Genomic DNA, 24808 nt, shown 5'->3' with positions numbered 1-24808 from the left:
CCGCCAACGCGGTCGGTTGAGGAGCAGGCCGCCAGCTGTCGATTCTCGAAAACAGAGCGCTCAGTAGCGTGCCCAGAGTTGATGGCGTTCCTCACGAGAACGTTTTGGACAGGAGACACACAGATCGGCATCTGGGCTGTGATAAATCATGCAGCAAGTAGCTCTCTCCAGGTGAGTAACTACATCGAAGTCCGGTTCTTCTCCCGCCTCAGCAGCAGCTTCATCCCAGGGGAGCACCTCGCCTCCGCAGGAATCCATGAAACGAGGAAGAGGGACCCGATGTACTCGCTGTATTCCCTCAACGACATGTTTGCCAATAAGCGCTCCGCGCCAGGGCTCCATCAGCTCATTACCGGCGGATATTGCGGCGTTAGCTACGGCATCGGCAGCCACGGCCCAAAGAGGGGCAGGCTTGATTTCCCCGACTTCTCCAACAACCTGAGCCAACGGATCCAAGAAATGAGCCAGTGCTTCGCCGGAATCCTTCAGCTCATCCGCATCCTCAGCGGAAATGCTTTCAAACTGTTGAGCTTGGAACCCAACCCAATAGTCATCTCGGAGAAAGGCGAACCAAGAAGACCACTGCCACACCGGAACTCGATCGGACACCAACACGCATGCCAGCGATGGCCCTACCAATGCTCCGCACATGGACCACCACCACAACTGGGCCTGGAAACGGGTATCCACCTCAACCTCGGGCATGGGAAACAGCTTTCTCCCAGCCTCAATTCCGGCGGCTACAGCTTCGGTAGAAAGGTGCCACTCGGCAGCGCCGTCGTGAGGCATAACATCTGCGGAAAACCGAGGAAAGTCCGCCAAAAGCTGGGAGTACTCGGGAGGCAATGCGGCACCCCGCGTGACATCGTTCACCAGTCTCATCCTTCTATCGACTGTGTTAATCGCCGTACACCTGTCTATTTTTCCACCGACTACGGAATTTCCCCACAGCTCAGTAGTGTTTATATGGGCATATGGCTCTCAACGGACCCGTTTAGGAGGTCTACTACTTTGTTCCAAAAGACGAAGAAGGATTCAACTCGCACAGTAACTGATGCGGTGAACTCAACCCCCGAAGCGATCGAACGTGATGCCGGAAAACTGGGAACCCTTCTTATCCAAACCCTGGATAAGACCATGAGCTGGCAGTCGTCTGCCATCACCGGGTACGTCAGTTCCCTGCACAAGCGCAAAAAAGATGAAACTCCGGCGCAGGTACAGGAACGTATTGATTCCCACTACCTCAACCTGGTCACCGGCACCGGTGGTGCCGCCGGCGGCAGTGCGGTTCTTCCCGGCGTCGGCATGATTACGGGCTTGGCTGCGGTTACCGGTGAATCGCTGCTGTTCCTGGAAGCATCAGCCTGGTACACACTGGCCTCAGCAACCCTGCGCAATATTGACATCACCGATCCGCAACGCCGTCGCACGCTGATTCTTGCGGCCATGAGTGGTTCTGAGGGGACAGCTATTATGGCCTCTCTGCTTGGCGAGGAATCGCTGCGGAAGCAGACCAAAACTTCCGTAAATTCTCTACTGCCACGGCTTGGCGTTCCGCAGCTGGGTGCAGCAAACCGCCTGCTGATTCGCGAGGCACGCAAGCGCTTGATGAAGAACGCTCGCCTGGCCATCATCGGTAAGATTTTGCCATTTGGAATTGGCGCCGTGGTTGGGGCCTCCGCCAACCGCAAGCTCGGTGGCATTCTTATCAGCTCCACTCGCGCATCTCTGGGCCCGCTTCCCCAGGATTGGTCGGACTTTGAACGAAAGCTACCGGCTAAATCCAACACCTCGGAGGACTCGAAGAAGGGCTCAAGGTCATCGAGGTTCTCTATCCCCTCGGCGCTGAAGTGGCCGAAGAAAAAGAAGAATAAGTAGTTCCTCTTACCCGATTACCCTTCAGCGACTTACCCTTCAGCGACGTTTTTCAATGGAAGAGCGGTACCCACCATGGCCCAGAGCAAACCCCTCAGAACCTCTCCCATGAAGTTCTTGTGGAAACAGTCTCTTCACAGGCCACTACCGCTCTATGGTGTCGTTGTCGCAGCGCTAATCGTTGTCGGGCTGGAGTCCGTACTTCCACTTCTCACTAGAGATGCCATTGATGTGGCAACGGGCACTTCCGATGGCGGTGTCCCCGCACGCCTACTGCCTTCCCTAACTCCCCTGCAGGCAGTCATTTCTGTATTTCTGACCATCGCGTTAGTACGCTTCGTCGCCCAGATGGGGCGCAGATTCTTCTCCGGCAAACTCTCCATTGATGTTCAGCACGACCTGCGACTAAAGATCCTTCGCTCCCTACAAAACCTCGATGGTCCAGCACAAGACCGAGTCAACACCGGCCAGGTTGTGTCACGGTCAATTTCTGACCTCCAGGCGGTGTCCGGACTACTGGCGATGTTGCCGTTGACGCTGGGATCCGTCGTCAAGCTGTTCATCACAATCGGCATCATGCTCGCCCTCTCGCTGCCCCTGACACTGGTCGGCCTCGCCGTGGTGCCAGCGATTGTCTACATTGCAGTGAATTCGCGTGACAAACTCCATGCCGCAACCTGGGCTGCCCAACAGCAAGCAGGCGAGATCGCCGGACAAGTCGAGGAAACCGTTTCCGGCATCCGCGTTGTCAAGGCGTTTGCGCAGGGTGACAACGAAGTTGCGAAGATGGAGCGTAACTCGTCGCTGCTCTACTCCCTCCGCCTGCGAGCGGCAAAACTCAGCGCTCGATTCCAACCGGCGCTACAGTCGTTGCCGCAACTGTCCCTCGTCGGAAATATCGCGGTCGGTGGCTGGCTCGCGATTAACGGACACATCACCCTAGGCACGTTCGTAGCTTTTGCCACGTATCTCACCAGCCTGACTGCCCTGTCGCGTCTGGTCTCCAACATGGTCATCTCGATACATCTGACGTCGGCAAGCATCGACCGCATTTCCGATGTCATCGACGCCCGACCAGACAACCCCGAACCCACCGACGCGCTTCCTCTCCCCGACGGCCCCGTTGGCATCAGCTTCAACCACGTCACCCACAGCCGTGGCGGACGCACGCTTATCGACGATGTCTCATTCTCCGTCGCGCCAGGGGCGACCTTAGCGTTGATTGGCCCACCGGGGTCCGGAAAGACTATCGCCACGGAGTTACTCGGCCGTCACTATCTGCCGGATTCGGGAACCATCACTATCGATGCGCCCAGCCACGGCACATCCACAGATACGGCGCGCATTCTCTCCAGCGATGTGTATGACGCTATTACTGTCGTTCCGGACACTCCTTATCTATTTGCGGGCACGTTGCGTGAGAACATCGCATTCGCCAATCCCGCGGCGTCCCAGGAAGAGATTAACGCCGCAGCGACCGCCGCCCAGGTCAACTTCGTCGACGACCTGCCTCAGGGGTGGGACACAGCCATCGGTGAGCGCGGGCATAATCTCTCCGGCGGACAAGCTCAACGCGTGGCGTTAGCACGGGCATTCCTCGCCCGTCCTCGGGTTTTGGTTCTCGATGACGCGACCTCAGCAATCGATGCCGCGACAGAGTTGGAAATCTTCAGCGCGCTGACCTCACAGCTGGCGGATACGACTATCGTCATCGTGGCGCATCGATCTTCCACTCTCGAGCAGGCGGACCACATCGCCATTTTCGAAGACGGTGCCATCACTGGCATTGGCACCAAGGCCGAACTGATTGCTTCTCATCCGCGCTTCACCGAGCTGATGGACATCGACCAGAACGCCTACCCCGAAATCGAAAACCTCGTTCTCGACCCCATTGGCAGTGAGGACCCCAGCCCCGAGGAACTCTGGCCCGACGAAACCGCGCCAACCTCCGACAACTCCACGCCAGACACCGCTGCGCGGCTTCCCGGAGGTGCCACTTCTCAAATGAGCCGCGGGGTTGGCCGAGCCGGAGGCGGTCCAGGTGGCCGCGGCGGCGGTCGTGGTGGCATGGGGGCGGCTCTCGCCAATGCTCCTGCGACGCCTGAGCTTCTCGAGCGTGTGCGAAACCTCCCACCCGCTACCGAAAAACCGCGTGTGCCCGCTGCGGCACTCGACAACTCCGAGCTTTTTTCTCTACGCCGGCTGCTCTCCTATGTCCGCGGCCTATTTATAAGTGTCATCGCGCTGCTCGCCCTCATTGCCGTTGCCGATCTGGCGTTCCCCATGCTCGTGCGCTACGCCATTGACCACGGCATCAGTGAGCACAATGAGGCCGTGCTGTGGGCCTGCGCCGCAGGTGGCTTGGCGACGGTCCTCATCAGTTGGCTTGCCGTAGCCACAAATGCTGTTATTACTGCGCGCACTGGTGAGCGGCTGCTCTATGCCCTGCGTGTGCGCTGCTACCGTCACCTGCAGTCGCTTGGCATTAACTACTTCGAGGCCAATCGCTCGGGCGCCATCATGACGAGGATGACAACCGACATCGATGCGCTCTCCTCTTTCCTGCAAACGGGACTGGCAGAGGGGGCAATCGCCGCGTTTACTCTGCTCGGTGTCACGGCGCTGTTGCTTGCCACACAGGTGTCACTCGCCGCGGTGGCGTTGGCATCGCTTCCCATCATTGTGGTGTCCACTCTGGTATTCCGCCGGATCTCCTCGCGCCTATACAAGGCTGCGCGAGAGCAGCTCTCCTTGGTCAACGCTGATTTTCAGGAGACTATTGGTGGGCTTCGCGAGATTCAGATGTACCACCGCGTCGCCGATATCGAATCTTCCTTTGCCGAGGAATCCGATAAGTACCGCGCAATTCGTCAGAGAGCACAGCTGGCCGTGGCTCTATTCTTCCCCGGCATCAACTTCGTCTCTGAGTTGGCAACAGCCGCGGTATTGGCTGTCGGTGCCCAACAGGTTGCTTCGGGAACCACGACACCCGGCGTACTCGTCGCCTTCACGCTGTACCTAGGAATGCTCTTTGGCCCGATTCAGCAGCTGTCCCATGTTTTCGACGGCTACCAGCAGGCGAAGGTCGGCCTCAATCGCATTGATGACCTCCTACAGACCGCCCCCATGCCAGATCACGGCACTACTGACGGCGCGTCCCGCGCAGCTGCTGGCGACCTGCGCTTAGACAAGGTAACTTTCTCCTACCCCGCCGCCGACTCTGAGCACGAACGCCCGCAGGTTCTCGATGCTCTCGATTTGCAGATTCCTGCCGGAGAAACAGTCGCAATTGTCGGATCCACCGGCGCCGGAAAATCAACAATCATTAAGTTGTTTGCTCGGTTCTACGATCCAGTTGACGGTGTGGTGCGAGCCTCCGAAACTGACATCCGCGACTTCCCTCTTAACGATTGGCGACGCACCCTCGGCTATGTCCCCCAAGAATCACACCTGTTTTCGGGGACAGTAGCAACAAATATTTCCTACGGTCTACCGGACAGCAGTCATGCTGAAATTCAGCAGGCCGCGAAAAACGTCGGTGCCCTCAGCACCATTGCCAGCCTGCCCGGTGGCTTCCACCACCCCGTCGGCCCAGATGGCCGAGGGCTCTCCTCCGGACAGCGTCAGCTCATCGCACTCGCTCGTGCCGAAATGATGCGTCCTGAACTGCTGCTTCTCGACGAAGCCACCGCGACACTCGACCCTGCAACAGAGTCGGCAATCCTTGAAGCCACTGACCGTGCGTCGCGTCAACGCTCGGCAATTATTGTGGCCCACCGCCTGGCTACAGCGGCTCGGGCCAACCGGATTTTGGTACTTGACCACGGGCGTATTGTCGAGGACGGCTCCCATGACGAGCTCCTAGCGGCGGGTGGCCAATACGCAGAGCTTTGGAGCAAGTACCATATGGGGAGCGCGACGGTGTAGTAATTCAGAGTTTTCGTTATCCTTGAATGACACTTTGACACTTGCGCTAATTAGAATAAACGTGAGTTAGTAAAACTAAGACGAAAAGAGGCGAGTACCTGCCGTGAGCAGCGACATGAGCTTCGGCCAGAACGAATGGCTGGTCGACGAGATGTACCAGCAATTCCAGAAGGATCCACAGTCTGTGGGTCAGGAATGGCGCGAATTCTTCGCAACCCACACCCCGTCCCAAAAGGGCGAGGACCTTTCCAATATGGCAAAGCCAGCAGCAGCCACGAAGGAGGAAGCTAAGGCAACCGGACGTCGTGAATCCAAGGGGGTCGAACCCACTAAGACCCCGAACAAGCCGGCGTCCCCGAAGCCAAAGAAGTCCCCAATGGATGCAGCAGCCAAGGTTTCGGCTGTTGAATCCGGCGAGGAGCCTCTGAAGGGCGTCGCACGGGCTATCGCTAAGAACATGGATGTCTCCCTGGAGATGCCGACCGCTACGTCGGTTCGCGATATGCCGGCACGTCTGATGTTTGAAAACCGCACCCTGGTTAACAATCATCTGGCACGCGCCCGCGGCGGCAAGATCTCCTTCACCCACATCATTGGTTACGCCATGGTGAAGGCTGTCATGCTCCACCCGGACATGAACAACAACTACAAGGTGGTTGACGGCAAGCCAGTTCTGGTTACCCCGGAGCACATTAACCTCGGCCTGGCCATTGATATGCCAGCTAAGGACGGCTCTCGTTCGCTCGTAGTTGCTGCTATCCGCGAGTGTGAAACCCTGACCTTCAAGCAGTTCGTCGACGCCTACGAGGACATCGTCGTTCGTGCTCGCCACGGCAAGCTGACCGGTAAGGACTTCCAGGGCGTCACCATTTCCCTGACCAACCCGGGCGGTATCGGTACTCGCCACTCCGTCCCGCGCCTTACCAAGGGGCAGGGCGCGATTATCGGTGTCGGCTCCATGGATTACCCGGCTGAGTTCGCCGGTGCTTCCGCGGACCGTCTGGCAGAGATGGGCATCGGCAAGCTGGTGACCATCACCTCTACTTACGATCACCGCATCATCCAGGGTGCAGAGTCCGGTGAGTTCCTGCGCACGATGAGCAATCTGCTTGTCGACGACAAGTTCTGGGACCACATCTTCCAGACCATGCATGTTCCTTACACCCCAATCCGTTGGGCGCAGGATCTGCCGAACACGGGTATTGACAAGAACACCCGCGTCATGCGTCTGATTGAGGCCTACCGTTCCCGCGGTCACTTGCTGGCTGACATTGACCCGCTGCGTTCTGACCAGCCAAATACTTCTGCTCCGAACCACGCTGACCTCGATATTGAGGAACACGGTCTGACCCTGTGGGATCTGGACCGTACCTTCAACGTCGGTGGTTTCGGCGGCAAGGAGACGATGACGCTGCGCGAGGTTCTCTCTCGCCTTCGCAACGCATACTGCCTCAAGGTCGGTTCCGAGTACGCTCACATTCTCGACCGCGAAGAGCGCGAGTGGCTGGAAGAGCGCATTGAGGGCGGCCAGCCAAAGCCGTCCCACGCTGAGCAGAAGTACATCCTGCAGAAGCTGAACGCCGCTGAGGCATTTGAGAACTTCCTGCAGACCAAGTACGTCGGCCAGAAGCGCTTCTCCCTTGAGGGCGCAGAGTCGCTGATTCCGCTGATGGACTCCGCCATTGACACCGCTGCTGGTGCTGGCCTGGATGAGGTCGTCATCGGTATGCCACACCGCGGTCGACTGAATGTGCTCGCAAACATCGTCGGCAAGCCACTGCGCCAGATCTTCACCGAGTTCGAAGGCAACATCGACCCGGCACAGGTCGGCGGTTCTGGTGACGTCAAGTACCACCTGGGTACTACTGGCCGTCACATCCAGATGTTCGGCGAGGGCGAGATTGACGTCACCCTGACTGCGAACCCGTCCCACCTCGAGGCCGTCAACCCGGTCGTTGAGGGTCTTGCTCGTGCACGCCAGGACAAGATCAACAAGGGCGAAGAGGGCTACTCCGTCATGCCGCTGCTGCTGCACGGTGACGCATCCTTCGCCGGCCTGGGCATTGTCCAGGAGACCCTGAACCTCATGTCCCTGCGTGGTTACAAGGTCGGCGGTACCGTCCACATCGTGGTGAACAATCAGATTGGCTTCACCACTTCGCCGGACTCCGGTCGTTCCTCCTACTACGCAACCGACATCGCCAAGGCATACGGCTGCCCGGTCTTCCACGTCAACGGTGACGACCCGGAGGCTGTCGTCTGGGTCGGCCAGCTGGCTGTTGAGTACCGTAACCGCTACGGCAAGGACGTCTTCATCGACCTGGTCTGCTACCGCAAGCGCGGCCACAACGAGGCCGATGACCCGTCCATGACTCAGCCGCTGATGTACAAGATCATCGACGAGAAGGAAAGCGTTCGTGCTCAGTACACCGAGGACCTCATCGGTCGCGGTGACATTTCCGAGGAAGAGTACGAAGCAGTACGCCGAGACTTCCATGACCAGATGGAAGCGGTCTTCAACGAGGTTCGCGCAGCTCAGGACGCAAAGCCGGGCGAGCAGACCGGTATCGCCGGTTCTCAGCCGCTGCCGCACGGTCTCAAGACCGGCATCGACAAGGCTGAAATCGTCGAGATTGGCCAGTCTTACGTCAACCTCCCTGAGGGCTTCAAGATTCACCCGCGTGTTGCGCCGGTCGCTAAGAAGCGTGCGGAGATGACTCAGGAAGGTGGCATCGACTGGGGCATGGCCGAGCTGCTGGCAATCGGCTCCTTCACCGGTGCTGGCATCGACGTCCGCTTCGCAGGTGAGGATGTCCGCCGCGGTACCTTTACCTCTCGCCATGCAGTTCTGATTGACTCCGAGGACGGTTCGGAATACAACCCGATCGACGCCTACGGTAAGTCCAAGAACGGTGGTCGCTTCATGATTTACAACTCGGCTCTGACCGAGTACGCAGGCATGGGCTTCGAGTACGGCTACACCCTGGGTAACCCGGACGCAGCAGTGTTCTGGGAAGCACAGTTCGGTGACTTCGCCAACGGCGCTCAGACCACCATTGACCAGTACGTTTCCTCCGGCGAGGCCAAGTGGGGTCAGACCTCCAAGCTGATCCTGCTGCTGCCGCACGGCTACGAGGGCATGGGCCCGGACCACTCTTCGGCACGTATCGAGCGCTTCCTGCAGCTCGCAGCCGAGGGCTCCTACACCGTTGCTCAGCCGTCCGAGCCGGCTAACTACTTCCACCTGCTGCGTCGCCACGTCCTGTCCGACCTGCACCGTCCGCTGGTTGTGTTCTCGCCGAAGTCAATGCTGCGCAACAAGATGGCAGCGTCTGCTGTCGAGGACTTCACCAACCCGAACAAGTTCCGCTCGGTCATCGATGACCCGAACTTCGAGTCCAAGGACAAGTCCGGCATCAAGACCCTGCTGCTCTGCTCCGGCAAGATCTACTGGGAGCTGGAGAAGAAGCGCAAGAAGGACAAGCGCGACGATCTTGCAATCGCTCGCCTGGAGATGCTGCACCCGCTGCCGCACAACCGCCTCCGCGACATCTTCGAGTCCTACCCGGATCTTGAGGAAGTCCGCTGGGTTCAGGATGAGCCGGCTAACCAGGGTCCATGGCCGTTCCTGGCACTGAACCTCCCAGAGGTTCTGCCGGATATGCCGAAGCTGACCCGCGTTTCCCGCCGTGCACAGTCCTCCACCGCAACTGGTGTGGCTAAGGTACACCAGATTGAGGAGAAGGCTCTGCTGGAAGAGGCTCTCAAGTAGGTCTCATTGACTGGTCTTCACCAGTTAGCGTGTGAACGCTAAGGGGCTCCAACCGTTCGGTTGGAGCCCCTTTCCTGTTGCTTGGGCGATCGTTGCCAGGCATCAAGGGCGAATAGTCAAAAAGCGTGTCCGGTCGGCGTGCCACCGGGTCGGCACCATTTACTACTTAGTCCTCAATGCGAGTTACTGACTACGTTTATGACAAAAATGTCCCGAAAAATGGCATGAAAGTGTCATAAACTCGCACAGTTTCACATTTGCAGCCCGCATTCATGGGTTATTCAACAAACTTGGCGGCAGCCAACAGCAGATACGCGTCAGATACCGCCACAACTAGCCCCCGCCGCCCCGACTACGCCTTGTCCAGCCACTCTTGAGCGACCAACTCAGGGCTCGCGCCACCAGCCACAGCCCGGGTCATCAGCTTTAAGTCCTCAGTGCTCAGCGAACCCGCTATCTCATTGAGCACGCGGACTCGATCATCTCGGTCCAGCGCTGGCTTGACGTAGAAAGGCACAAGCCATTGCGGCAAGTCAGCCCCAGCATTGTCGGCTGACACATCTGCGCAGCCCTGTGCCATGCCCGCGTCGGTGGCCATAACTTCACCCGGCAGCGACCGCGAAAAAGCGTCGTAAACGCGGTCGCGCCACCCGCCGCTGAACTGCTTGTCCGGGGTGGAGTCATCCGCGTATTCCTCCGCCAGTGAAGCCGCCGACGCAGGGTCGCTCAGGCCGAGTAGCTCACCTGTGCATCCGAAGGAGACCAGGACCGCTTCATTGCGTACGGCCCGCAACCGGTCGTCAGCATCGCGAATGCCGACGACCTCCGCTTGCCGCCCTATCCTCTCAAAGCTCTGCGCATACACGTACGCAAGAGCTGCTTGCTCAGGGTTGCGTAGGTCTGCCCCGACAGTCACCACCGCCTCCTGCTCGGGAGGAACGGGCATCTGCGGATCCAAATCAGAACATGCGGCAAGACCGAACCCCGTCGCCCCAGTGACCAATGCCAGGGCGGTAAAAGTGCACGCAGTAGCCGTGGAGCTACCCTTGCACCCCATTGAGCGGATGCGAAAGTGGAACCCGGCGTTCGCACGTCTAAAATCAATCATCGACACCAGCGTAACCTACGAACGGATTGTGAGGTCACCCAGAATGGGCGAAGAGAAAAGCCGCAACATCAGCGCTTCGGCGAAGGCTCGCAATCCGCGAACTAGCTCGGCCAGTCAAAGCCCAAAACCGTCGGCCACAGCAAAACCCGGTAAAACCGCTCGGGCGACGAATGCGGCTAAATCCGCAGCGAAGTCGGCTGTCTCGAAGGTGACGCGCACCAACGGCTCGTCGTCAAGCACAGGAACAGGACAGTCGAGGGCGGTGCGCGATGCCCTGCGCGATTGCGGCGTCTACATCGGCGGCAAGCGGTTGCCCGGCACCTACGACCACTTCTCCGGGCTGTCCGAGGTACGGAATTTTGGCGAGGGCTTCACGTGGCTGTCATTGTCGCGTCCCAACGCGACACAGATGGACGCCATCGCCGAGCTTTACGGGCTGGATGAGCTGACGGTGGAGGACGCACTGACTAACCGCCAGCGTCCCAAGATTGAGATCCACGATGATCACGTGGTTTTTGTAATTCGCTCGATTCATTACTCCCCGGAAGGCCTCGCGGATGACGAAAATGAGATTATTCGCTCCGGCCAGCTGATGATTGTTATCGGCCCGGAGTACGTCATCACCATTCGCATGGGCATGCCGAGCTCGGATATGCAGCGCATTAGCGCACGCGTGGAGAACACCACCGACGCCATCGACTACGGCCCCGCGGGCGTGCTGTGGGCGCTGACGGACAACCTCGTCGACGCGTACCTGCGCATCGCGATGCAGCTGGAAGATCGCGTGGAGATCATGGAAGACGAAGTCTTCGAGCCGAACTTGGATTCGGATATTGAGGACATTTACATCCTCAAACGAGAGATTCTGGAGATGCGCCACGCGATCGATCCGCTGACACCGGCGCTGCGCTCCCTGATGAATCTGCGGGAAGACATCATGCCTAAAGACGTCAGCCGTTACCTTTCCGATGTTCTCGACCACCAGCTCGCCGCCGCGGACCTCGTCTCCGGACTCGACGAACGACTCTCCGCCCTCATCGACGCCGCCGCCGTGAAAATCCAGCTGCAGCAGAACCAGGATATGCGTACCATCTCGGCGTACGCGGCTATTCTCGCCGTCCCGACCGCCCTGGCCGGCATCTACGGCATGAACTTTGACCACATGCCCGAGCTGCACTGGGAGTACGGCTACTTCATCGTCCTCGCCATCATGTTCGCCATCGTGGCGTTTTTGGTGTGGGTCCTGCGCCGCAACAAGTGGCTATAGGCTCTGCTTCTGGCAGGCATCGCTTTACGACGGATACAGCAACCTACCCACGGTTCCCACCGAGCGCCCGCTGCGCCAACAGGTCACGGGCCCGCTCAGCATTGCGGGGATTGCACAGGACATCGTAGCGACGGGCAACAATCTCCGTAGTGCTCGAGAAATCCCGCTTGCCGTTTTGCATTGCGTACGGAACTGCGGCCAGCACGATGCCGAAGATGGCGCCCATACCGAGGCCAACAATCAGCGGACTAACCCAATCCTCCTGGAAAAGCCCCAGAATCAGGCCGAAGAACAGGCCCATCCACAGCCCGTACAGCGCGCCGCCGCCGAGCACCTTCGGCCAGGTCAGCCTGCCAACCACGCGCTCCACCTGCATCAGGTCAACACCGACGATGGTGAGGTCGGAAACCGGGAACTCATCGCGATCACTGAGCGAATCCACCGCCGCCTGCGCGTCGGAGTAGTTGGTGAAACTGCCCACCGGCCACCCCTCGGGTACCTGGCGCTGAGGCAACCGGGACTTCATGCTCTGTTCCCGGCCGCTCCCCCAACCGCTGCCCGCTTCCCCATTTGCCATCGGTACTCTCACCGTTCCCTTGCAGTTGTTGTCACAGTAAAAGGTGACTCAGTTGCTAAAAATATTGCTAAAACTATCGCTATAAAGCGTTCTATCAAGGACAACGTCAGACGGTTGGCAATTGTTCCACCGCCTGGTCCGCCGCCCGTTCCACCGCCACCGCGCTTGCCGGAAGGGTTGGTCGCTGTGACCGTCGTAAAGCGGCAAACTACTGATTTTGTCAGTAGTTCTTTGTCTTGCGGGGTCTCACGATAAGATTCACTACATAATGTCTACGATTACTGAAGCTGAAGTTCGCACCGCCCTGGCGCAGGTCGAAGATCCTGAGGTACGTCGCCCGATTACCGAGATTGGCATGGTCAAGTCCATCTCGGTGGCGGACAACAATGACGTGGCCGTGGAGATTTACCTCACCATCGCCGGTTGCCCCATGAAAAACACCATCATCGAGCGCACCGAAGAGGCGCTGAACGGTATCGAGGGCGTTGGCAACGTCACCGTCACGACCGATGTGATGAATGACGAGCAGCGCCGCGAGTTCCGCAACGCCGTCCGCGGCACCGCCTCCGAGCCTGTGATCCCGTTTGCCCAGCCGGACTCCCGCACCCGCGTGTTCGCCGTCGCCTCCGGTAAGGGTGGCGTCGGTAAGTCCTCCGTGACCGTGAACCTCGCCGCCGCGCTGGCCGCGAAGGGCCTTTCTGTCGGTGTCCTCGATGCCGACGTCTACGGACACTCCATCCCGCACATGATGGGCTCCGAGGAAAAGCCGCACCAGGTCGACGACATGATCATGCCTCCGCAGGCGCACGGCGTGTCACTGATTTCTATCGGACACTTCGTCGACGACAACGCACCGGTTGTCTGGCGTGGGCCAATGCTGCACCGCGCTATCCAGCAGTTCCTCGCAGACGTGTTCTGGGGCGACCTGGACGTCCTGCTTTTCGACCTGCCCCCGGGAACCGGCGACATCGCCATCTCCGTGGCGCAGCTCGTGCCGAACGCTGAGCTGCTGATTGTTACTACCCCGCAGATGGCCGCCGCCGAGGTCGCAGAGCGCGCCGGCACCATTTCGCTGCAGACCCGCCAGCGCATCGCCGGTGTCATCGAGAACATGAGCTGGATGGAAATGCCCGACGGCTCCAAGATGGAGGTCTTCGGCGCAGGTGGCGGCGAGACCGTTGCCCGTCGTCTTACCCAGATCACCGGCGGAAAGGTCGAGCTGCTCGGCCAGGTGCCGCTGGACACAGAGCTACGCGAAGGCGGCGACAAGGGCACCCCGATTGTCCTGTCCAAGCCGGATTCGGGCGCGGGCGAGGCCCTGAACGCCATCGCTGACAAGCTGGTTGTTCGTCGCGAGTCGCTCGCAGGCAAGTCGCTCGGCTTGGGCGTGACTCCGAAGTAGGCCTTCGCTTTACGACGATCACAGCGACGCCCCCTCCCCGGTAGTTTCGGTGCCGGGAAGGGGGCGTCTGCTTTTGTGGCTGCGGTGTCTGGGGCGTATGTGTTGCTGGTGGTGTTTTCGGTGGTGCGAGCGGTGTATCCGCCGAAGCGGCTGCGTGCACTTACTGACTAGGTTTATGACACTTTCGTGGCAAAATTTGTGCTCAAAGTGTCATAAACCTAGTCAGTAACTTGCGGTCGGGAACGGTTTGCGACCGCTATAGGTTGTCGTCGTCGACCCAGGCCTGCACCCCACGGGGCTGCTGAGGTTGTTGCGGTTGTTGCGGCTGCTGTGGTGTTTGTTGCGCTTGCTGTTGGCGGGCCTGGGCAACTGGATCCTGCCACGTTCCCGGCTGCTGGGCTGGCTGCTGAGCCGACTGCGGGAGCGGCTGCTGCGACGGAGCCGGCTGCACTGGCTGGTTCGTATTGGACTGCTGGTACTGCTGACCCGCAGGCCCGGCCGCTCCTGCCGCTCCTGCAGCTCCGGCTGCACCAGTTCCGCCACCACCCGCTGCGGGCTTACCGGAGAGCATGTCCAGGTAGGTGTCATCGCCGTCGAAAAGCGTCCTGGTGATGGCGGTCTTCGGGTTGAGACGACGGAGATCGTTGAGCTCCTGCAGCGGCTTGCGAAGATCATCGAAGTCTTCACCGAACTCGTCCGAGAGGTTATCGCGTGCGTCATTGATTGCGGTGCGCGCAGCCAGAAGCAATGCGCGGACGTCCTCAATTACCTTCGGCAACCGCTCAGGTCCGATGAGAATTAGTCCGAGGATAAAGAGGACAAGAATCTCGCCCCAGCCAACATTAGAAAACACGTTATACCACCTTAGTTACAGTGCACCTCGCATGCAGCATTGCGTGGCCAAATCCACCAAATCTGCTAAGTCCGCAGAAACCAGCCGAAACCGGCCGAAACCAGCGCCCCCTACTCCGGCGTGATCTTCGCCTCCAGCTCGGCTCCGTGACGAACGATCTTCAATACCGCCTCATTACCAGCGCCAACAGTCCACAGCGCCACCGTGAGCTCATCTGCGGACGATACCGCGCGGTCTCCCACAGCCGTAATCACGTCGCCTTCCTGCAGGCCTTCCCGGTCGGCAACACCTCCCGGCAGGATGCTGGCAATCTCGGCACCAGTCAGTGCGCCATTGGAAACCGTGCGCACTGTCACGCCAATCCCAGGATGAACCGGCTGCTCACCGGCAATGAGCTGCTCAGCGATGGCAACGGCTGAATTGATTGGAATCGCAAAGCCCAACCCCTGTGAGCCACCCGAGCTACTGAAAATCACCGTATTAATACCGATAATGGCACCGCGGATATCCACCAGCGGACCACCGGAGTTACCCGGGTTGATGGAGGCATCGGTCTGAATCGCATCGGCGTAGCCGTCCGTGTCAGTCCCTTCAGCGGCCAGGCGCACCGGCCGATTAAGCGCGGAGACAATTCCCGAGGTCACCGTGCCGCCGAGCCCCTGCGGCGAGCCCATCGCAATCACGGTGTCACCGACCGCAACCGCGTTGGAATCACCAAGCTGCGCCACGGTCAGCCCCGCAACATCTTCGACCTTAATTACGGCGAGGTCGGTCTTCGGGTCGCGGCCAATAATCTTGGCCGGCACTTCCTTCAGCTTGCCGCCGTCCCAAAACGTTACGGAGACCTGCATATCCTGCCGGTCCGCCACCGCCGAAACGACGTGGTTATTCGTCAAAATATGACCGTCACCATCAATGACAAACCCCGAACCCACGCCCGAGACCTCACCGGCACTGACCGCAATCGACACCACCGCGGGACGAAGAGCCTCCGCCACCTTGCCGATTTCAGTCAAATCACCGTTGCCCGGCCGCCCCTCGATCTGCTGCAGCTCCACACGCTGGTAGTCCGAGCGGAAAGTCTTGCCAGCCCAACCGCCAACAAAGCCGCCAACACCGCCAATGAGCAGCACCACGGCCGACGACGCCGCGATCACACGCCACGGCACCTCGCGGCCAAAAATCACTTCCCGCGCGCTGACGCGGGGAGCCGTCTTCGGGCGAGGCTTCTTTTTCGCTTCGGGTTTGCGGGCTGGACGCCCCGTCGTCATGCGTGACGACGAATCCTGCCACGGCGAATACTCTTGGGCGGTGGCACTGGTGTCGTCGTCAAGCTTCTGCCCTGGAGCACGCTGTAACCCGCCAGTTGCGGCGGCACGATCGGAGTCCGGGGCAAACGCGGAATCATCGAAAGAGCGATGTTTGCCCACTAGTGACTACCACCTTTACGAAAACCGCGAACAATCTGCTCCAACGCGGCACTCAGCGACTCCGGCGGACGGTGCGCGAGATGCCGCGCCGACCGATGGGGCTCTGAGTCCTCGCAACTGCCTGCGAAATCAGCAATACGAGCGCGCAGCTCAGCTGGAATGTGCAAGGGCGCGCTATCACGCAGACGCTTGGCCGCCTGCCGCTGCTTCGCGACCTCCCGGCGACATTCCGGGCATGCCATCAGGTGCGCCTGCGCACGACGCTCAGCTACGACCGACAACTCGCCGTCAACAAAAGCGGCAATTGCCTCGGTGCCGAGATGCTCCGTTGACAAAAAACGCTTGTCATCGCCCTGCTGAATCACAGACTGCAGCACCTCCAGAAATCGCACCTATTTAACTAGCCCCACAATAGCCGCTCCCGCGGATTGAGTGCGGGAAATCTAGCCTGCGGTGACCGACTCCGGCAGCTCCTGTCGTTCCTTCTCCAGGCGCTCCAACGTCGCCCGCAAGCTGGAACGTGCCCGGTGAATACGCGAACGCACAGTGCCCATCTTGAGCCCAAGGGTGCTGGCAATTTCCTCGTAGGTCAGCCCCACCACATCACAGAGGACAACCACCGCGCGATAGTCCGGCTGCAGCTCAGCCAGCGCGATTTCCAAATCCGGGTCGAGCATCGCGTCATCGACGGCCTGCTCCGGGGTCTTCAGCGTACCCGGGACACGGTCGTAGTTCTCCGGCAACGCCTCCATCCGGATGACCTGCCGATGCCGGACCATATCCAAAAACAGGTTAGTGGTAATCCGATGCAGCCAGCCTTCAAAAGTGCCGGGACGGTATGACTTCAGCGAGCGGAACACACGCATGAATGTCTCCTGCGTCAGGTCTTCCGCGTCCTGCTGGTTACCAGTCAACCGATATGCGAGCCCATAAACACTATCCGCGTGGGCCTGAACCAGCTCCGACCACGACGGCATCTCCCCCACACCTGCGTCAAAAGCCGCGGTGCCGGACAGTTGCTCAGTTACGTCAGCGGACGCGGCGTCCTCGCGGCTGGCGCCTGCGCTGACTCGTTCGGACTTGACTCGTTCGGGCATGAAGTTCAGTGTTCCTTACCAACCTTAGGTTTGTAGTGACCTTACCCTGAAAATAGTTTGAGAGTCCAGACAAGTTTGAGGCTTGTTTACCCACCTAGTCCGGCACTGACCGGCGCGCCCCGCTACCCTGCCCGAAGTTTTTTCCTACGCTATAAAGCGTGTCCGAAACGAGTTCTTCTGCTACCCCGCTATCCGCACGTGACGCTATTGCACAGCACGTCAACAACACGACCGTAGTCTCCGAGGCCCTTGAAAGCGCCCGAGAGAGCGCTCGCGAATACGGAGTTGCCGTCCCCGATACAATGACCGGCGCCGCTTTGACCTCGCTCATGGCCCTGACCAGTGCCCGCCGCGACGGTCACCCCGCCGCTGTCATCGCATCGCCTGCGGCAGGCGTAGTCGGTTTGCACCTGGCCGCCGGCCTCGGCGATGACGGCGTTCTCACCTGCATCGACCCGGAGCTCGAGCACCAGTCTCTGGCAAAGTCCGCTTTCCGAGCCGCAGGCATCCGCCCCAACCGACAGCGCTTCCTGCCCTCGCAGCCGCTGGAGGTCATGGATCGCCTGGCCGCCGACTCCTACGACTTGGTCTACTTGGACGTCGCCCCGGCGATCCTCCGCGCCGCCCAGGAAAAGGCCTGGCCGCTGCTTCGCTCCGGCGGCGCGCTCGTCCTGACCGGCGCGCTCCTCGACGGCACTGTTGCTGACTCGTCACGCACTGACCGTGACACCGTCGCTGCCCGCGAAGCCGACGAATACATGCTCCAGCTTGACGACGCTTACGTGATGCGCCTGCCCCTAGCAGCTGGCACCACTGTGCTGGTGAAGAAGTAGTTTTCTACTGTTGGCCGGCCGGCTGGCTGGCGTCGGCGGGTCGAGCCGAGTTACTGACTGCGTTTATGACTCGCGGCGGCGGGCCAAGCCAAGTTACTGACTGCGTTTATGACAAAAATGACCCGAAAAATGGCATGAAAGTGTCATAAACTCGCACAGTTTCACATTTGCAGCCCATGCCCGTATTCACATGCGAAGCCCGTAGCCACACGTGCAGCCCATAATCTTTAGGGCTGCCAGTTTTTGGACTAGGTAGCAACTAGGTAGCAAAAAGGGTTAGAAGAAAAAGGCACGTACCCCACGGTACGTGCCTTTTGCAGCCGGTCGAACTCAGACAGTCTAGATAACCTGGTTCTTACCAACGGCCACAACGCCACCAGCGCTGACCTTGAAGCGCTCTGCGTCCTTCTCCGGATCGACACCGATAATGGCGCCGTCGGAAACTACAACGTTCTTGTCCAAAATCGCATGGCGAACCACTGCTCCGCGGCCGACGCGAACGCCTGGGAAGAGAACCGAGCCCTCCACCGTCGCGCCATCCTCGACCACAACGTTGGTGCTAATCACCGAGTTGCGGACCGTACCACCGGAGACAATCGAACCAGCACCGACCATCGAAGCCTGAGCAATACCGCCCTGGACAAACTTGGCCGGAGGCAGGTTCTCCTCCGAGAAGGTGTGGATTGGCCACTTCTTGTTGTAGAGGTTAAACACCGGGTGGACGGAAATCAGGTCCATGTTGGCCTCGTAGAAGGCATCGATGGTACCGACATCACGCCAGTAGCCCTTGTCACGTTCGGTCTCACCCGGAACGTAGCTGTCCTTGAAGTCCCAGACGAAAGCTTCACCCTCCTCTACCAGCATCGGAATGATGTTTCCGCCCATGTCATGGTCGGAGTTTTCATCTTCCGAGTCACGCTTAATAGCGTCGATAAGCGCGGAGGTAGTGAAGATGTAGTTACCCATCGACGCGAACGTCGAGTTCGGGTCATCCGGGGTGCCGGGCGGATCTGCCGGCTTCTCCAGGAACTCGGTGATTCGGTTGTTGTCATCGGCATCGATGACACCGAATGCGCTGGCCTCAGAACGCGGGACGCGGATACCAGCGACGGTCACGCCAGCGCCAGACTCGATGTGGGCCTCCAGCATCTGCTGCGGATCCATGCGATAGACGTGGTCGGCACCGAAGACGATGACGTACTCCGGATCCTCGTCGTAAACCAAGTTCAGCGACTGCAGGATCGCGTCCGCCGAACCGGTGAACCAGCGCTTACCCAGACGCTGCTGAGCCGGCACCGGGGTGACGTACTGGCCGGTGATGCCGGACAGCTGCCACGCCTGCGAAATGTGACGGTCGAGCGAGTGGGACTTGTACTGGGTCAGCACACAGATCTTCAGGAAACCTGCGTTGACCAGGTTCGACAGCACGAAGTCGATAAGCCGATAGCTACCGCCGAAAGGCACGGCGGGCTTAGCGCGATCTTCCGTCAGCGGGAAGAGACGCTTGCCTTCGCCACCGGCAAGGACAATGGACAAAACATGTGGTTGACTCCTCACACCAACCAACCTATATGCGATTTACGTTCCTCGCTGCCAGTCTCCCCTCCCCACTACCCACACCCAGACATATCAAGCGACGGAAATTGTCAAATCTGGTTACGCTGGAACTATGCGTGTTGCCATGATGACCAAGGAATACCCTCCGGAGATTTACGGCGGAGCAGGTGTTCACGTAACTGAACTGACTCGTTTCATGCGCGGCCTCGACGGCGTTGACGTCGATGTGCACTGCATGGGTGCTCCTCGCGATGAGGCGGATGTATATGTCCACGGCGTTGACCCGGAGCTGAAGGATGCCAACGCCTCGATTAAGACGCTGTCCACGGGGTTGCGCATGGCAAATGCCGCCGCGGCAACCGACATTGATGTCGTCCACTCTCACACCTGGTACTCAGGCCTGGGCGGTCACCTCACTGGTCTGCTCAAGGGCATTCCGCATGTGGCCACCGCGCACTCACTGGAGCCGCACCGCCCGTGGAAGCGCGAGCAGCTCGGCGGCGGTTACGACGTTTCCAGCTGGTCCGAGCGCAATGCTATGGAGTACGCAGACGCTGTCATTGCTGTTTCCGCACGCATGAAGGACGCCATCCTGGACGCCTACCCGCGTATTTCCCCCGACAAGGTTCACGTTGTCCTGAACGGTATCGACACCGAGCTGTGGCACCCGCGCCCGACGTGGGAAGAGTCCAAGGAACAGAACGGCTGGTCCGTCCTGGAGGAGCTCGGCGTTGACCCGTCTCGCCCAATGGTTGCGTTCGTCGGCCGCATCACCCGTCAGAAGGGTGTCGCTCACTTGGTCAAGGCCGCATCGCTTTTCGACGACGGTGTGCAGCTCGTTCTGTGCGCCGGCGCTCCGGACACCCCGGAAATCGCGAAGGAGACTGAGCAGCTCGTCCATGACCTCCAGGAGAAGCGCGATGGCATTTTCTGGGTGCAGGACATGCTGCCGAAGGAGAAGATCCAGGAGATCCTGACAGCCGCGGATTCGTTCGTCTGCCCGTCCATTTACGAGCCGCTGGGCATCGTTAACCTTGAGGCTATGGCCTGTGGCACCGCCGTTGTCGCCTCTGATGTCGGCGGCATTCCGGAGGTTGTCGTCGATGGCGAAACCGGCACTTTGGTTCACTACGACGAGTCTGATCCGGAGGGCTTCGAGCGTGGAATCGCTGCCGCGGTTAACAACATGGTCGCCGACCGCGACCGCGCTACCAAGATTGGCCAGGCGGGTAAGAAGCGTGCTGAAGATGTGTTTAGCTGGGAGAATATCGCTGAGCAGACCGTTGAGGTCTATAAGTCTTTGATGTAGCTGGCTGTCTGCAAGACGCCACGGCTGCGCGGTGGACGGAGTCTCCTCATAAGGCCCATCGCTTCCGAAGCGGAAGCGGTGGGCCTTTCTTAGCCTTTTTACTAACCCCGTTCAGGACATTTACTTATGCCCTTGCCCACTTTTCTAAACCTAATTTGAGTTTTGGCTGAATTTATCATTACTGGTCAATAGCATACTGAGTATGAGATTCACTAAGAAGGTGGCAGCAGCTGGTGCCGCCATTGCCATAGCGCTAGCGGGTGCAGTACCGCATCAGGCGCTCGCTACAGAAGTAGCCCCATCCCCTAGTACCGCTACCATCACCGAGCGTGGTCCCCTTGGACAGTCCGGTCGCTGGTTTACCGACGGTGACGGCCGTGCTTTCCTCACTCAGGGGTCGAACATCGTCTACAAGCACGATCCTTACACCCCAGAGGCCGGAGGCTTTAACGAGGACGATGCTGACTGGCTCGTGCAGCAGGGCTTCGACTCCATGCGAGTCGGCATTATCTGGAAAGCAGTAGAGCCAGAGCCCGGCGAGTACAACGACGAATACCTGGATTCCATTGCCCGCACTATCTCTATGCTCACCGAGCGTGGAATCGCGGTCTTGGTCGATGCTCACCAGGACATGTACAACGAGAAGTTCGAAGGCGAATTTGCCCCGGATTGGGCTGTCATTGACGACGGCGTTCCCAGCCTTTTAAAGGTTGGCTTCCCCGCTAACCAGGCCCTCAATATCGGCCTCATTAGGGCATACGACAACTTCCTGAATAACCGCGAAGGGCCAGGCGGCGTTGGGCTGCAGGAGCGTTACGCAGCCATGTGGGGCCATGTCGCCGAACGCCTTGGCGATATGCCGGGACTGATGGGCTACGACATCATAAATGAACCGTGGCCAGGCTCGGCATACCCACTGTGCTATCTGGCTCTCGGCGACTGCGGCCCGGCTAAGGAAAAGCTCGATGAACTGCACCAGAAGGCTGCCGATCAGATTGTCGACAAGGACCCGGACGCTATTGTCCACTACGAGCCCTACTCCATGTGGAATACCGGATTGAACACCAATCCGGCAGCCCCGAAGGTTCCTGAAACCGCTGGTACGGCTCTCAGCTGGCATGTCTACTGCACCACGAATGCCCTGTTCAACACCTACACGGGCTGTGATTTCTTCGATGGCCGTACCTTCGACAATGCGGAAATCGTCTCATCCGGTAACGGCTCGGCCACACTGCTTTCCGAGTTCGGCGCCACCGACGATGCCGATACCCTCAATGGCGTAATTTCGCTTGCTCGGCGCCACATGGTCGGCTGGCAGTACTGGTCCTACTGCGGATGCGACGACCCGACGACGCAGAACCAGAAGGAACAGGGCATGGTCTTCGACCCGAAGGATCCAGGACCTGTAGGTGCCGATGCCTTCAACCGCGATAAGATGACCATCCTCGCCGCTCCACACCTGCGAGCGGTCGCAGGAACCCCGCAAGCTACCGACTGGAACCACGACACCCGTGTCTACCAGGCCAGCTGGAACAATAGCCGCGTCGATGGCACCGGATCTTTCGCACCTGGTTCCACCAGCGAGCTCGTTGTGCCCTCAATTAACTTCCCGAATGGGTTCACAGTGAATGTCGAGGGTGGCCACGCCACTGTCGCTGCCGATGGCCAGACGGTTCATATCGTCTCCACTGCTGACCACGTGTCAGTCACCATCCAGCCGCAGTAGAACCAACCGCTCGATTCACCAAATCACGCCCTGTGGATTCTTCCGCAGGGCGTTCTTCGTGCCGCAGGGTCCTCCCACACCATCGGACCGAAAACCCACCCCCGCTTGGGCTACAAAAATCGAGAATATAATGGCTTCCATGACCACTCACGAGAATTTTCCAACGGTCCGACACACAATTTTCCAAAACTCACTGATGTCCGCACTGCTCGATGGCATCTACGACGGAGAGATGACCATTGGCGAAATCCTTGGTCATGGCAACTTCGGCATCGGCACCTTCGACGGTCTCGATGGCGAAATGGTAATCCTCGACGGTGTCTGCTGGCAGGTGCGTCACGACGGCTCCGCGACCCGGGCCACCATGGATCAGCGCAGCCCCTACACGGTGGTCACCAACTTCGTTCCCCACACGGTGATGGATGCGCCGGAAAACCTGACTCGCAAGGAAATTAGCCCCATCATCGATTCCCTGGTGCCGAGCCAAAATTTTATGTACGCACTGCGGATTACCGGCGAATTTGAGTGGGTGAAGACTCGAACCGTCGTAAAGCAGGAAAAGCCGTACCAGAAGATGGTTGATGCGACGGAAGAAGACGCGTCGGTTGATTTCGAGAACCTGCGGGGCACGATTGCGGGCTTCCGCACGCCGGTGTACGAGAAGGGGATTTCGGTGCCCGGCTGTCACGTGCACTTCCTTGCGGAAGGCGGCACCGGAGGCGGGCATGTGCTGGACTTTAAGCTGCGCTCGGGCACTATCGAACTGTGCCCGGGCACTGACCTGCAGCTTCGCCTTCCGCTAACGGCGGAATTCTCGGATGCTGACCTGGATCCGGAAGACCTGGATGAACAGATTCACAAAACCGAGGTCAAGGAGTAAACGCTAGTCTCCCGGGCGGCCAAGACGAGTGACGTAGGCACGGGCGGTGACGTGCATCTCTGCAGGTAGCGCCGCAATGCGTTCCTGCAGCACCTCCGGATGAATATGGCGTGCCGACGGGCTCATACCGATCTGCGCGGCGATTGCACCCTGGTTGAGGTTCATACCGAACTCCACCAGCTCCGGGTCGCCAACAGGCACGAGGTGCCCCTCTGCCTGGGAAATCATGCGCTCGACCTTGCCGCGCTCGACATCGATGATGCCCAGTGGCTCACGAAGCTCGCCCAAATGACCAGTAGTGGCCGTCAGAACCACGACCTGGCCGCCCGGCTTGAGCACGCGAGCGAACTCCTCCGCGTTGCGAGGTGCGAAGACGACTGTAAGCGCATCGATGGAGCCATCACGCAGTGGCAGACGCGCCCACGCATCGGCTACAACGGCGCCGAGGCGCGGGTGGCTCTTGGCCAGGTGCTTGGCGGCCGGCACAGACACATCAATGCCTACGCCACGGGAATTGGGAATGCTGTCCAGCGTGTGTGCGAGGTAGTAACCAGTGCCCGCACCGACTTCGCAGATGACGGGACTGGCGGCCTCGGACACGTTGGCGTCGTCAAGCACGTCCTGGACGTTGCCTGTAACTGCCTCAACGAATGGAGCATAGTGGCCACCAGAGAGGAACTCCTCGCGGGCGGTAATCATCTTGGCGTCATCGCCGGTGTAGCGCAGACCAGCCCCACCGGCGAGCGTAACGTAACCCTGGCGGGCGACATCATAGCTATGTCCGGATTCGGACTTCAGAGTCATTCGTTCGGCATCACCAAACTTCAAATCAGTGCCATCGATGGGGTCAGCAAGCACATCAATGATGTCAGCTAGCACGTCGGTCACTCCTCAAACTGAGCTAGAAAAATAATTTTCACTATCTTAGCCCGTGACGAGCTCAGCCAAGTAACTCCAATGCGAGTTACTGACTACGTTTATGACAAAAATTGCCCGAAAACTGGCTTGAAAGTGTCATAAACTCGCACAGTTTCACATTTGCAGCCCGTACTTTTTGCTCATAAACCCTCATTCGAGCCGTTATCACCTGAAGAAGAAAAGGCGGGTTAAGTAGCAAAAAGTGTGTCTGACTTTCAGCATTACTGCTGATTAGGCTGGGTAAATCGGGCGGATATAAGCATCAAGACCTTATATC

The 24808-nt window shown here is 59.3% G+C and carries 18 protein-coding genes; 9 read left to right on the top strand and 9 right to left on the bottom strand.

The window, feature by feature from the left end; translation table 11 throughout:
• Positions 1–60: 60 nt before the first annotated feature.
• Complete coding sequence (locus AB1Z34_RS09455) at positions 61–882, bottom strand: (2Fe-2S)-binding protein (protein WP_367158254.1); 822 nt, start codon at positions 880–882, stop codon at positions 61–63.
• A 129-nt stretch (positions 883–1011) separates the two neighbouring features.
• Between AB1Z34_RS09455 and AB1Z34_RS09450 the strand changes: the two genes are divergently transcribed.
• The 3 genes from AB1Z34_RS09450 (at position 1012) to AB1Z34_RS09440 (ending at position 9574) form a co-directional block, all read left to right on the top strand.
• A complete protein-coding gene (locus AB1Z34_RS09450) occupies positions 1012–1878 on the top strand; it encodes a hypothetical protein (protein ID WP_049171995.1) in 867 nt (288 codons plus the stop codon).
• A 105-nt stretch (positions 1879–1983) separates the two neighbouring features.
• A complete protein-coding gene (locus AB1Z34_RS09445; protein WP_367158253.1) occupies positions 1984–5802 on the top strand; it encodes an ABC transporter ATP-binding protein in 3819 nt (1272 codons plus the stop codon).
• A gap of 103 nt (positions 5803–5905) precedes the next feature.
• A complete protein-coding gene (locus AB1Z34_RS09440) occupies positions 5906–9574 on the top strand; it encodes a multifunctional oxoglutarate decarboxylase/oxoglutarate dehydrogenase thiamine pyrophosphate-binding subunit/dihydrolipoyllysine-residue succinyltransferase subunit (RefSeq protein WP_070605123.1) in 3669 nt (1222 codons plus the stop codon).
• A 352-nt stretch (positions 9575–9926) separates the two neighbouring features.
• Here the strand turns inward: AB1Z34_RS09440 and AB1Z34_RS09435 are convergent, their stop codons facing one another.
• The gene (locus AB1Z34_RS09435) at positions 9927–10682 is read right to left on the bottom strand and encodes a hypothetical protein (protein WP_272715737.1); all 756 of its coding nucleotides are present in this window, start codon (positions 10680–10682) and stop codon (positions 9927–9929) included.
• A 43-nt stretch (positions 10683–10725) separates the two neighbouring features.
• On the opposite strand from AB1Z34_RS09435, the gene AB1Z34_RS09430 reads away from it, so the two are divergent.
• Positions 10726–11949: a magnesium and cobalt transport protein CorA gene (locus AB1Z34_RS09430; RefSeq protein WP_049171991.1), complete on the top strand. Its 1224-nt coding sequence runs from the start codon at positions 10726–10728 to the stop codon at positions 11947–11949.
• 43 nt (positions 11950–11992) lie between these two features.
• On the opposite strand, the gene AB1Z34_RS09425 is transcribed toward AB1Z34_RS09430, so the two are convergent.
• Positions 11993–12475, bottom strand: coding sequence for a general stress protein (locus AB1Z34_RS09425; RefSeq protein WP_042388577.1), 483 nt, complete (start codon positions 12473–12475; stop codon positions 11993–11995).
• 319 nt (positions 12476–12794) lie between these two features.
• Here AB1Z34_RS09425 and AB1Z34_RS09420 point away from each other — a divergent pair, with 319 nt between their 5' ends.
• Positions 12795–13928, top strand: coding sequence for an Mrp/NBP35 family ATP-binding protein (locus AB1Z34_RS09420; protein ID WP_049193006.1), 1134 nt, complete (start codon positions 12795–12797; stop codon positions 13926–13928).
• Between the two features lie 256 nt (positions 13929–14184).
• On the opposite strand, the gene tatB is transcribed toward AB1Z34_RS09420, so the two are convergent.
• The 4 genes from tatB to sigE form a co-directional block, all read right to left on the bottom strand.
• Complete coding sequence (gene tatB / locus AB1Z34_RS09415) at positions 14185–14781, bottom strand: Sec-independent protein translocase protein TatB (RefSeq protein ID WP_070603702.1); 597 nt, start codon at positions 14779–14781, stop codon at positions 14185–14187.
• Positions 14782–14891: 110 nt separating this feature from the next.
• Positions 14892–16211, bottom strand: coding sequence for a trypsin-like peptidase domain-containing protein (locus AB1Z34_RS09410; protein WP_049189281.1), 1320 nt, complete (start codon positions 16209–16211; stop codon positions 14892–14894).
• On the bottom strand, positions 16211–16603 hold the full coding sequence (locus tag AB1Z34_RS09405; RefSeq protein WP_052317810.1) for an anti-sigma factor: 393 nt from the start codon (positions 16601–16603) through the stop codon (positions 16211–16213). The genes AB1Z34_RS09410 and AB1Z34_RS09405 overlap by 1 nt, the downstream gene beginning before the upstream one ends.
• A 51-nt stretch (positions 16604–16654) precedes the next feature.
• Positions 16655–17308, bottom strand: coding sequence for an RNA polymerase sigma factor SigE (gene sigE / locus AB1Z34_RS09400; RefSeq protein WP_049193704.1), 654 nt, complete (start codon positions 17306–17308; stop codon positions 16655–16657).
• Between the two features lie 158 nt (positions 17309–17466).
• Between sigE and AB1Z34_RS09395 the strand changes: the two genes are divergently transcribed.
• Entirely contained in the window at positions 17467–18141 is a 675-nt protein-coding gene (locus AB1Z34_RS09395) for an O-methyltransferase (protein WP_049193703.1), read from the top strand.
• A 339-nt stretch (positions 18142–18480) separates the two neighbouring features.
• Here the strand turns inward: AB1Z34_RS09395 and glgC are convergent, their stop codons facing one another.
• Entirely contained in the window at positions 18481–19698 is a 1218-nt protein-coding gene (glgC, locus tag AB1Z34_RS09390) for a glucose-1-phosphate adenylyltransferase (RefSeq protein ID WP_042388575.1), read from the bottom strand.
• A gap of 112 nt (positions 19699–19810) precedes the next feature.
• On the opposite strand from glgC, the gene glgA reads away from it, so the two are divergent.
• The 3 genes from glgA to budA all read left to right on the top strand — a co-directional run bounded on the left by glgA (position 19811) and on the right by budA (position 23613).
• Positions 19811–21007, top strand: a complete 1197-nt coding sequence (glgA, locus tag AB1Z34_RS09385) for a glycogen synthase (RefSeq protein ID WP_042388572.1) — start codon at positions 19811–19813, stop codon at positions 21005–21007.
• 202 nt (positions 21008–21209) lie between these two features.
• Positions 21210–22733, top strand: a complete 1524-nt coding sequence (locus tag AB1Z34_RS09380) for a cellulase family glycosylhydrolase (RefSeq protein ID WP_284797345.1) — start codon at positions 21210–21212, stop codon at positions 22731–22733.
• A 130-nt stretch (positions 22734–22863) separates the two neighbouring features.
• Entirely contained in the window at positions 22864–23613 is a 750-nt protein-coding gene (budA, locus tag AB1Z34_RS09375; RefSeq protein ID WP_080969585.1) for an acetolactate decarboxylase, read from the top strand.
• A 3-nt stretch (positions 23614–23616) separates the two neighbouring features.
• On the opposite strand, the gene AB1Z34_RS09370 is transcribed toward budA, so the two are convergent.
• Positions 23617–24492, bottom strand: coding sequence for a methyltransferase domain-containing protein (locus AB1Z34_RS09370; RefSeq protein WP_048732862.1), 876 nt, complete (start codon positions 24490–24492; stop codon positions 23617–23619).
• Positions 24493–24808: the final 316 nt, after the last annotated feature.

It is taken from the genome of Corynebacterium sp. 045007 (assembly GCF_040743205.1).
Taxonomy (GTDB): domain Bacteria; phylum Actinomycetota; class Actinomycetes; order Mycobacteriales; family Mycobacteriaceae; genus Corynebacterium; species Corynebacterium jeikeium_D.
The sequence above is the reverse complement of the archived record's forward strand: the minus strand, read 5'-3'. Positions and strand labels throughout refer to the sequence as shown.

What these genes read in the sequence shown, in the direction of transcription:
- glgA (WP_042388572.1), top strand. Translation starts at nt 19,811, where the DNA reads ATGCGTGTTGCCATGATGACCAAGGAATACCCTCCGGAGATTTACGGC.
- AB1Z34_RS09420 (WP_049193006.1), top strand. Translation starts at nt 12,795, where the DNA reads ATGTCTACGATTACTGAAGCTGAAGTTCGCACCGCCCTGGCGCAGGTC.
- AB1Z34_RS09445 (WP_367158253.1), top strand. Translation starts at nt 1,984, where the DNA reads ATGAAGTTCTTGTGGAAACAGTCTCTTCACAGGCCACTACCGCTCTAT.
- budA (WP_080969585.1), top strand. Translation starts at nt 22,864, where the DNA reads ATGGCTTCCATGACCACTCACGAGAATTTTCCAACGGTCCGACACACA.
- AB1Z34_RS09380 (WP_284797345.1), top strand. Translation starts at nt 21,210, where the DNA reads ATGAGATTCACTAAGAAGGTGGCAGCAGCTGGTGCCGCCATTGCCATA.
- sigE (WP_049193704.1), bottom strand. Translation starts at nt 17,308, where the DNA reads ATGCCCGAACGAGTCAAGTCCGAACGAGTCAGCGCAGGCGCCAGCCGC.
- AB1Z34_RS09435 (WP_272715737.1), bottom strand. Translation starts at nt 10,682, where the DNA reads ATGATTGATTTTAGACGTGCGAACGCCGGGTTCCACTTTCGCATCCGC.
- AB1Z34_RS09455 (WP_367158254.1), bottom strand. Translation starts at nt 882, where the DNA reads ATGAGACTGGTGAACGATGTCACGCGGGGTGCCGCATTGCCTCCCGAG.
- AB1Z34_RS09425 (WP_042388577.1), bottom strand. Translation starts at nt 12,475, where the DNA reads ATGAAGTCCCGGTTGCCTCAGCGCCAGGTACCCGAGGGGTGGCCGGTG.
- AB1Z34_RS09430 (WP_049171991.1), top strand. Translation starts at nt 10,726, where the DNA reads ATGGGCGAAGAGAAAAGCCGCAACATCAGCGCTTCGGCGAAGGCTCGC.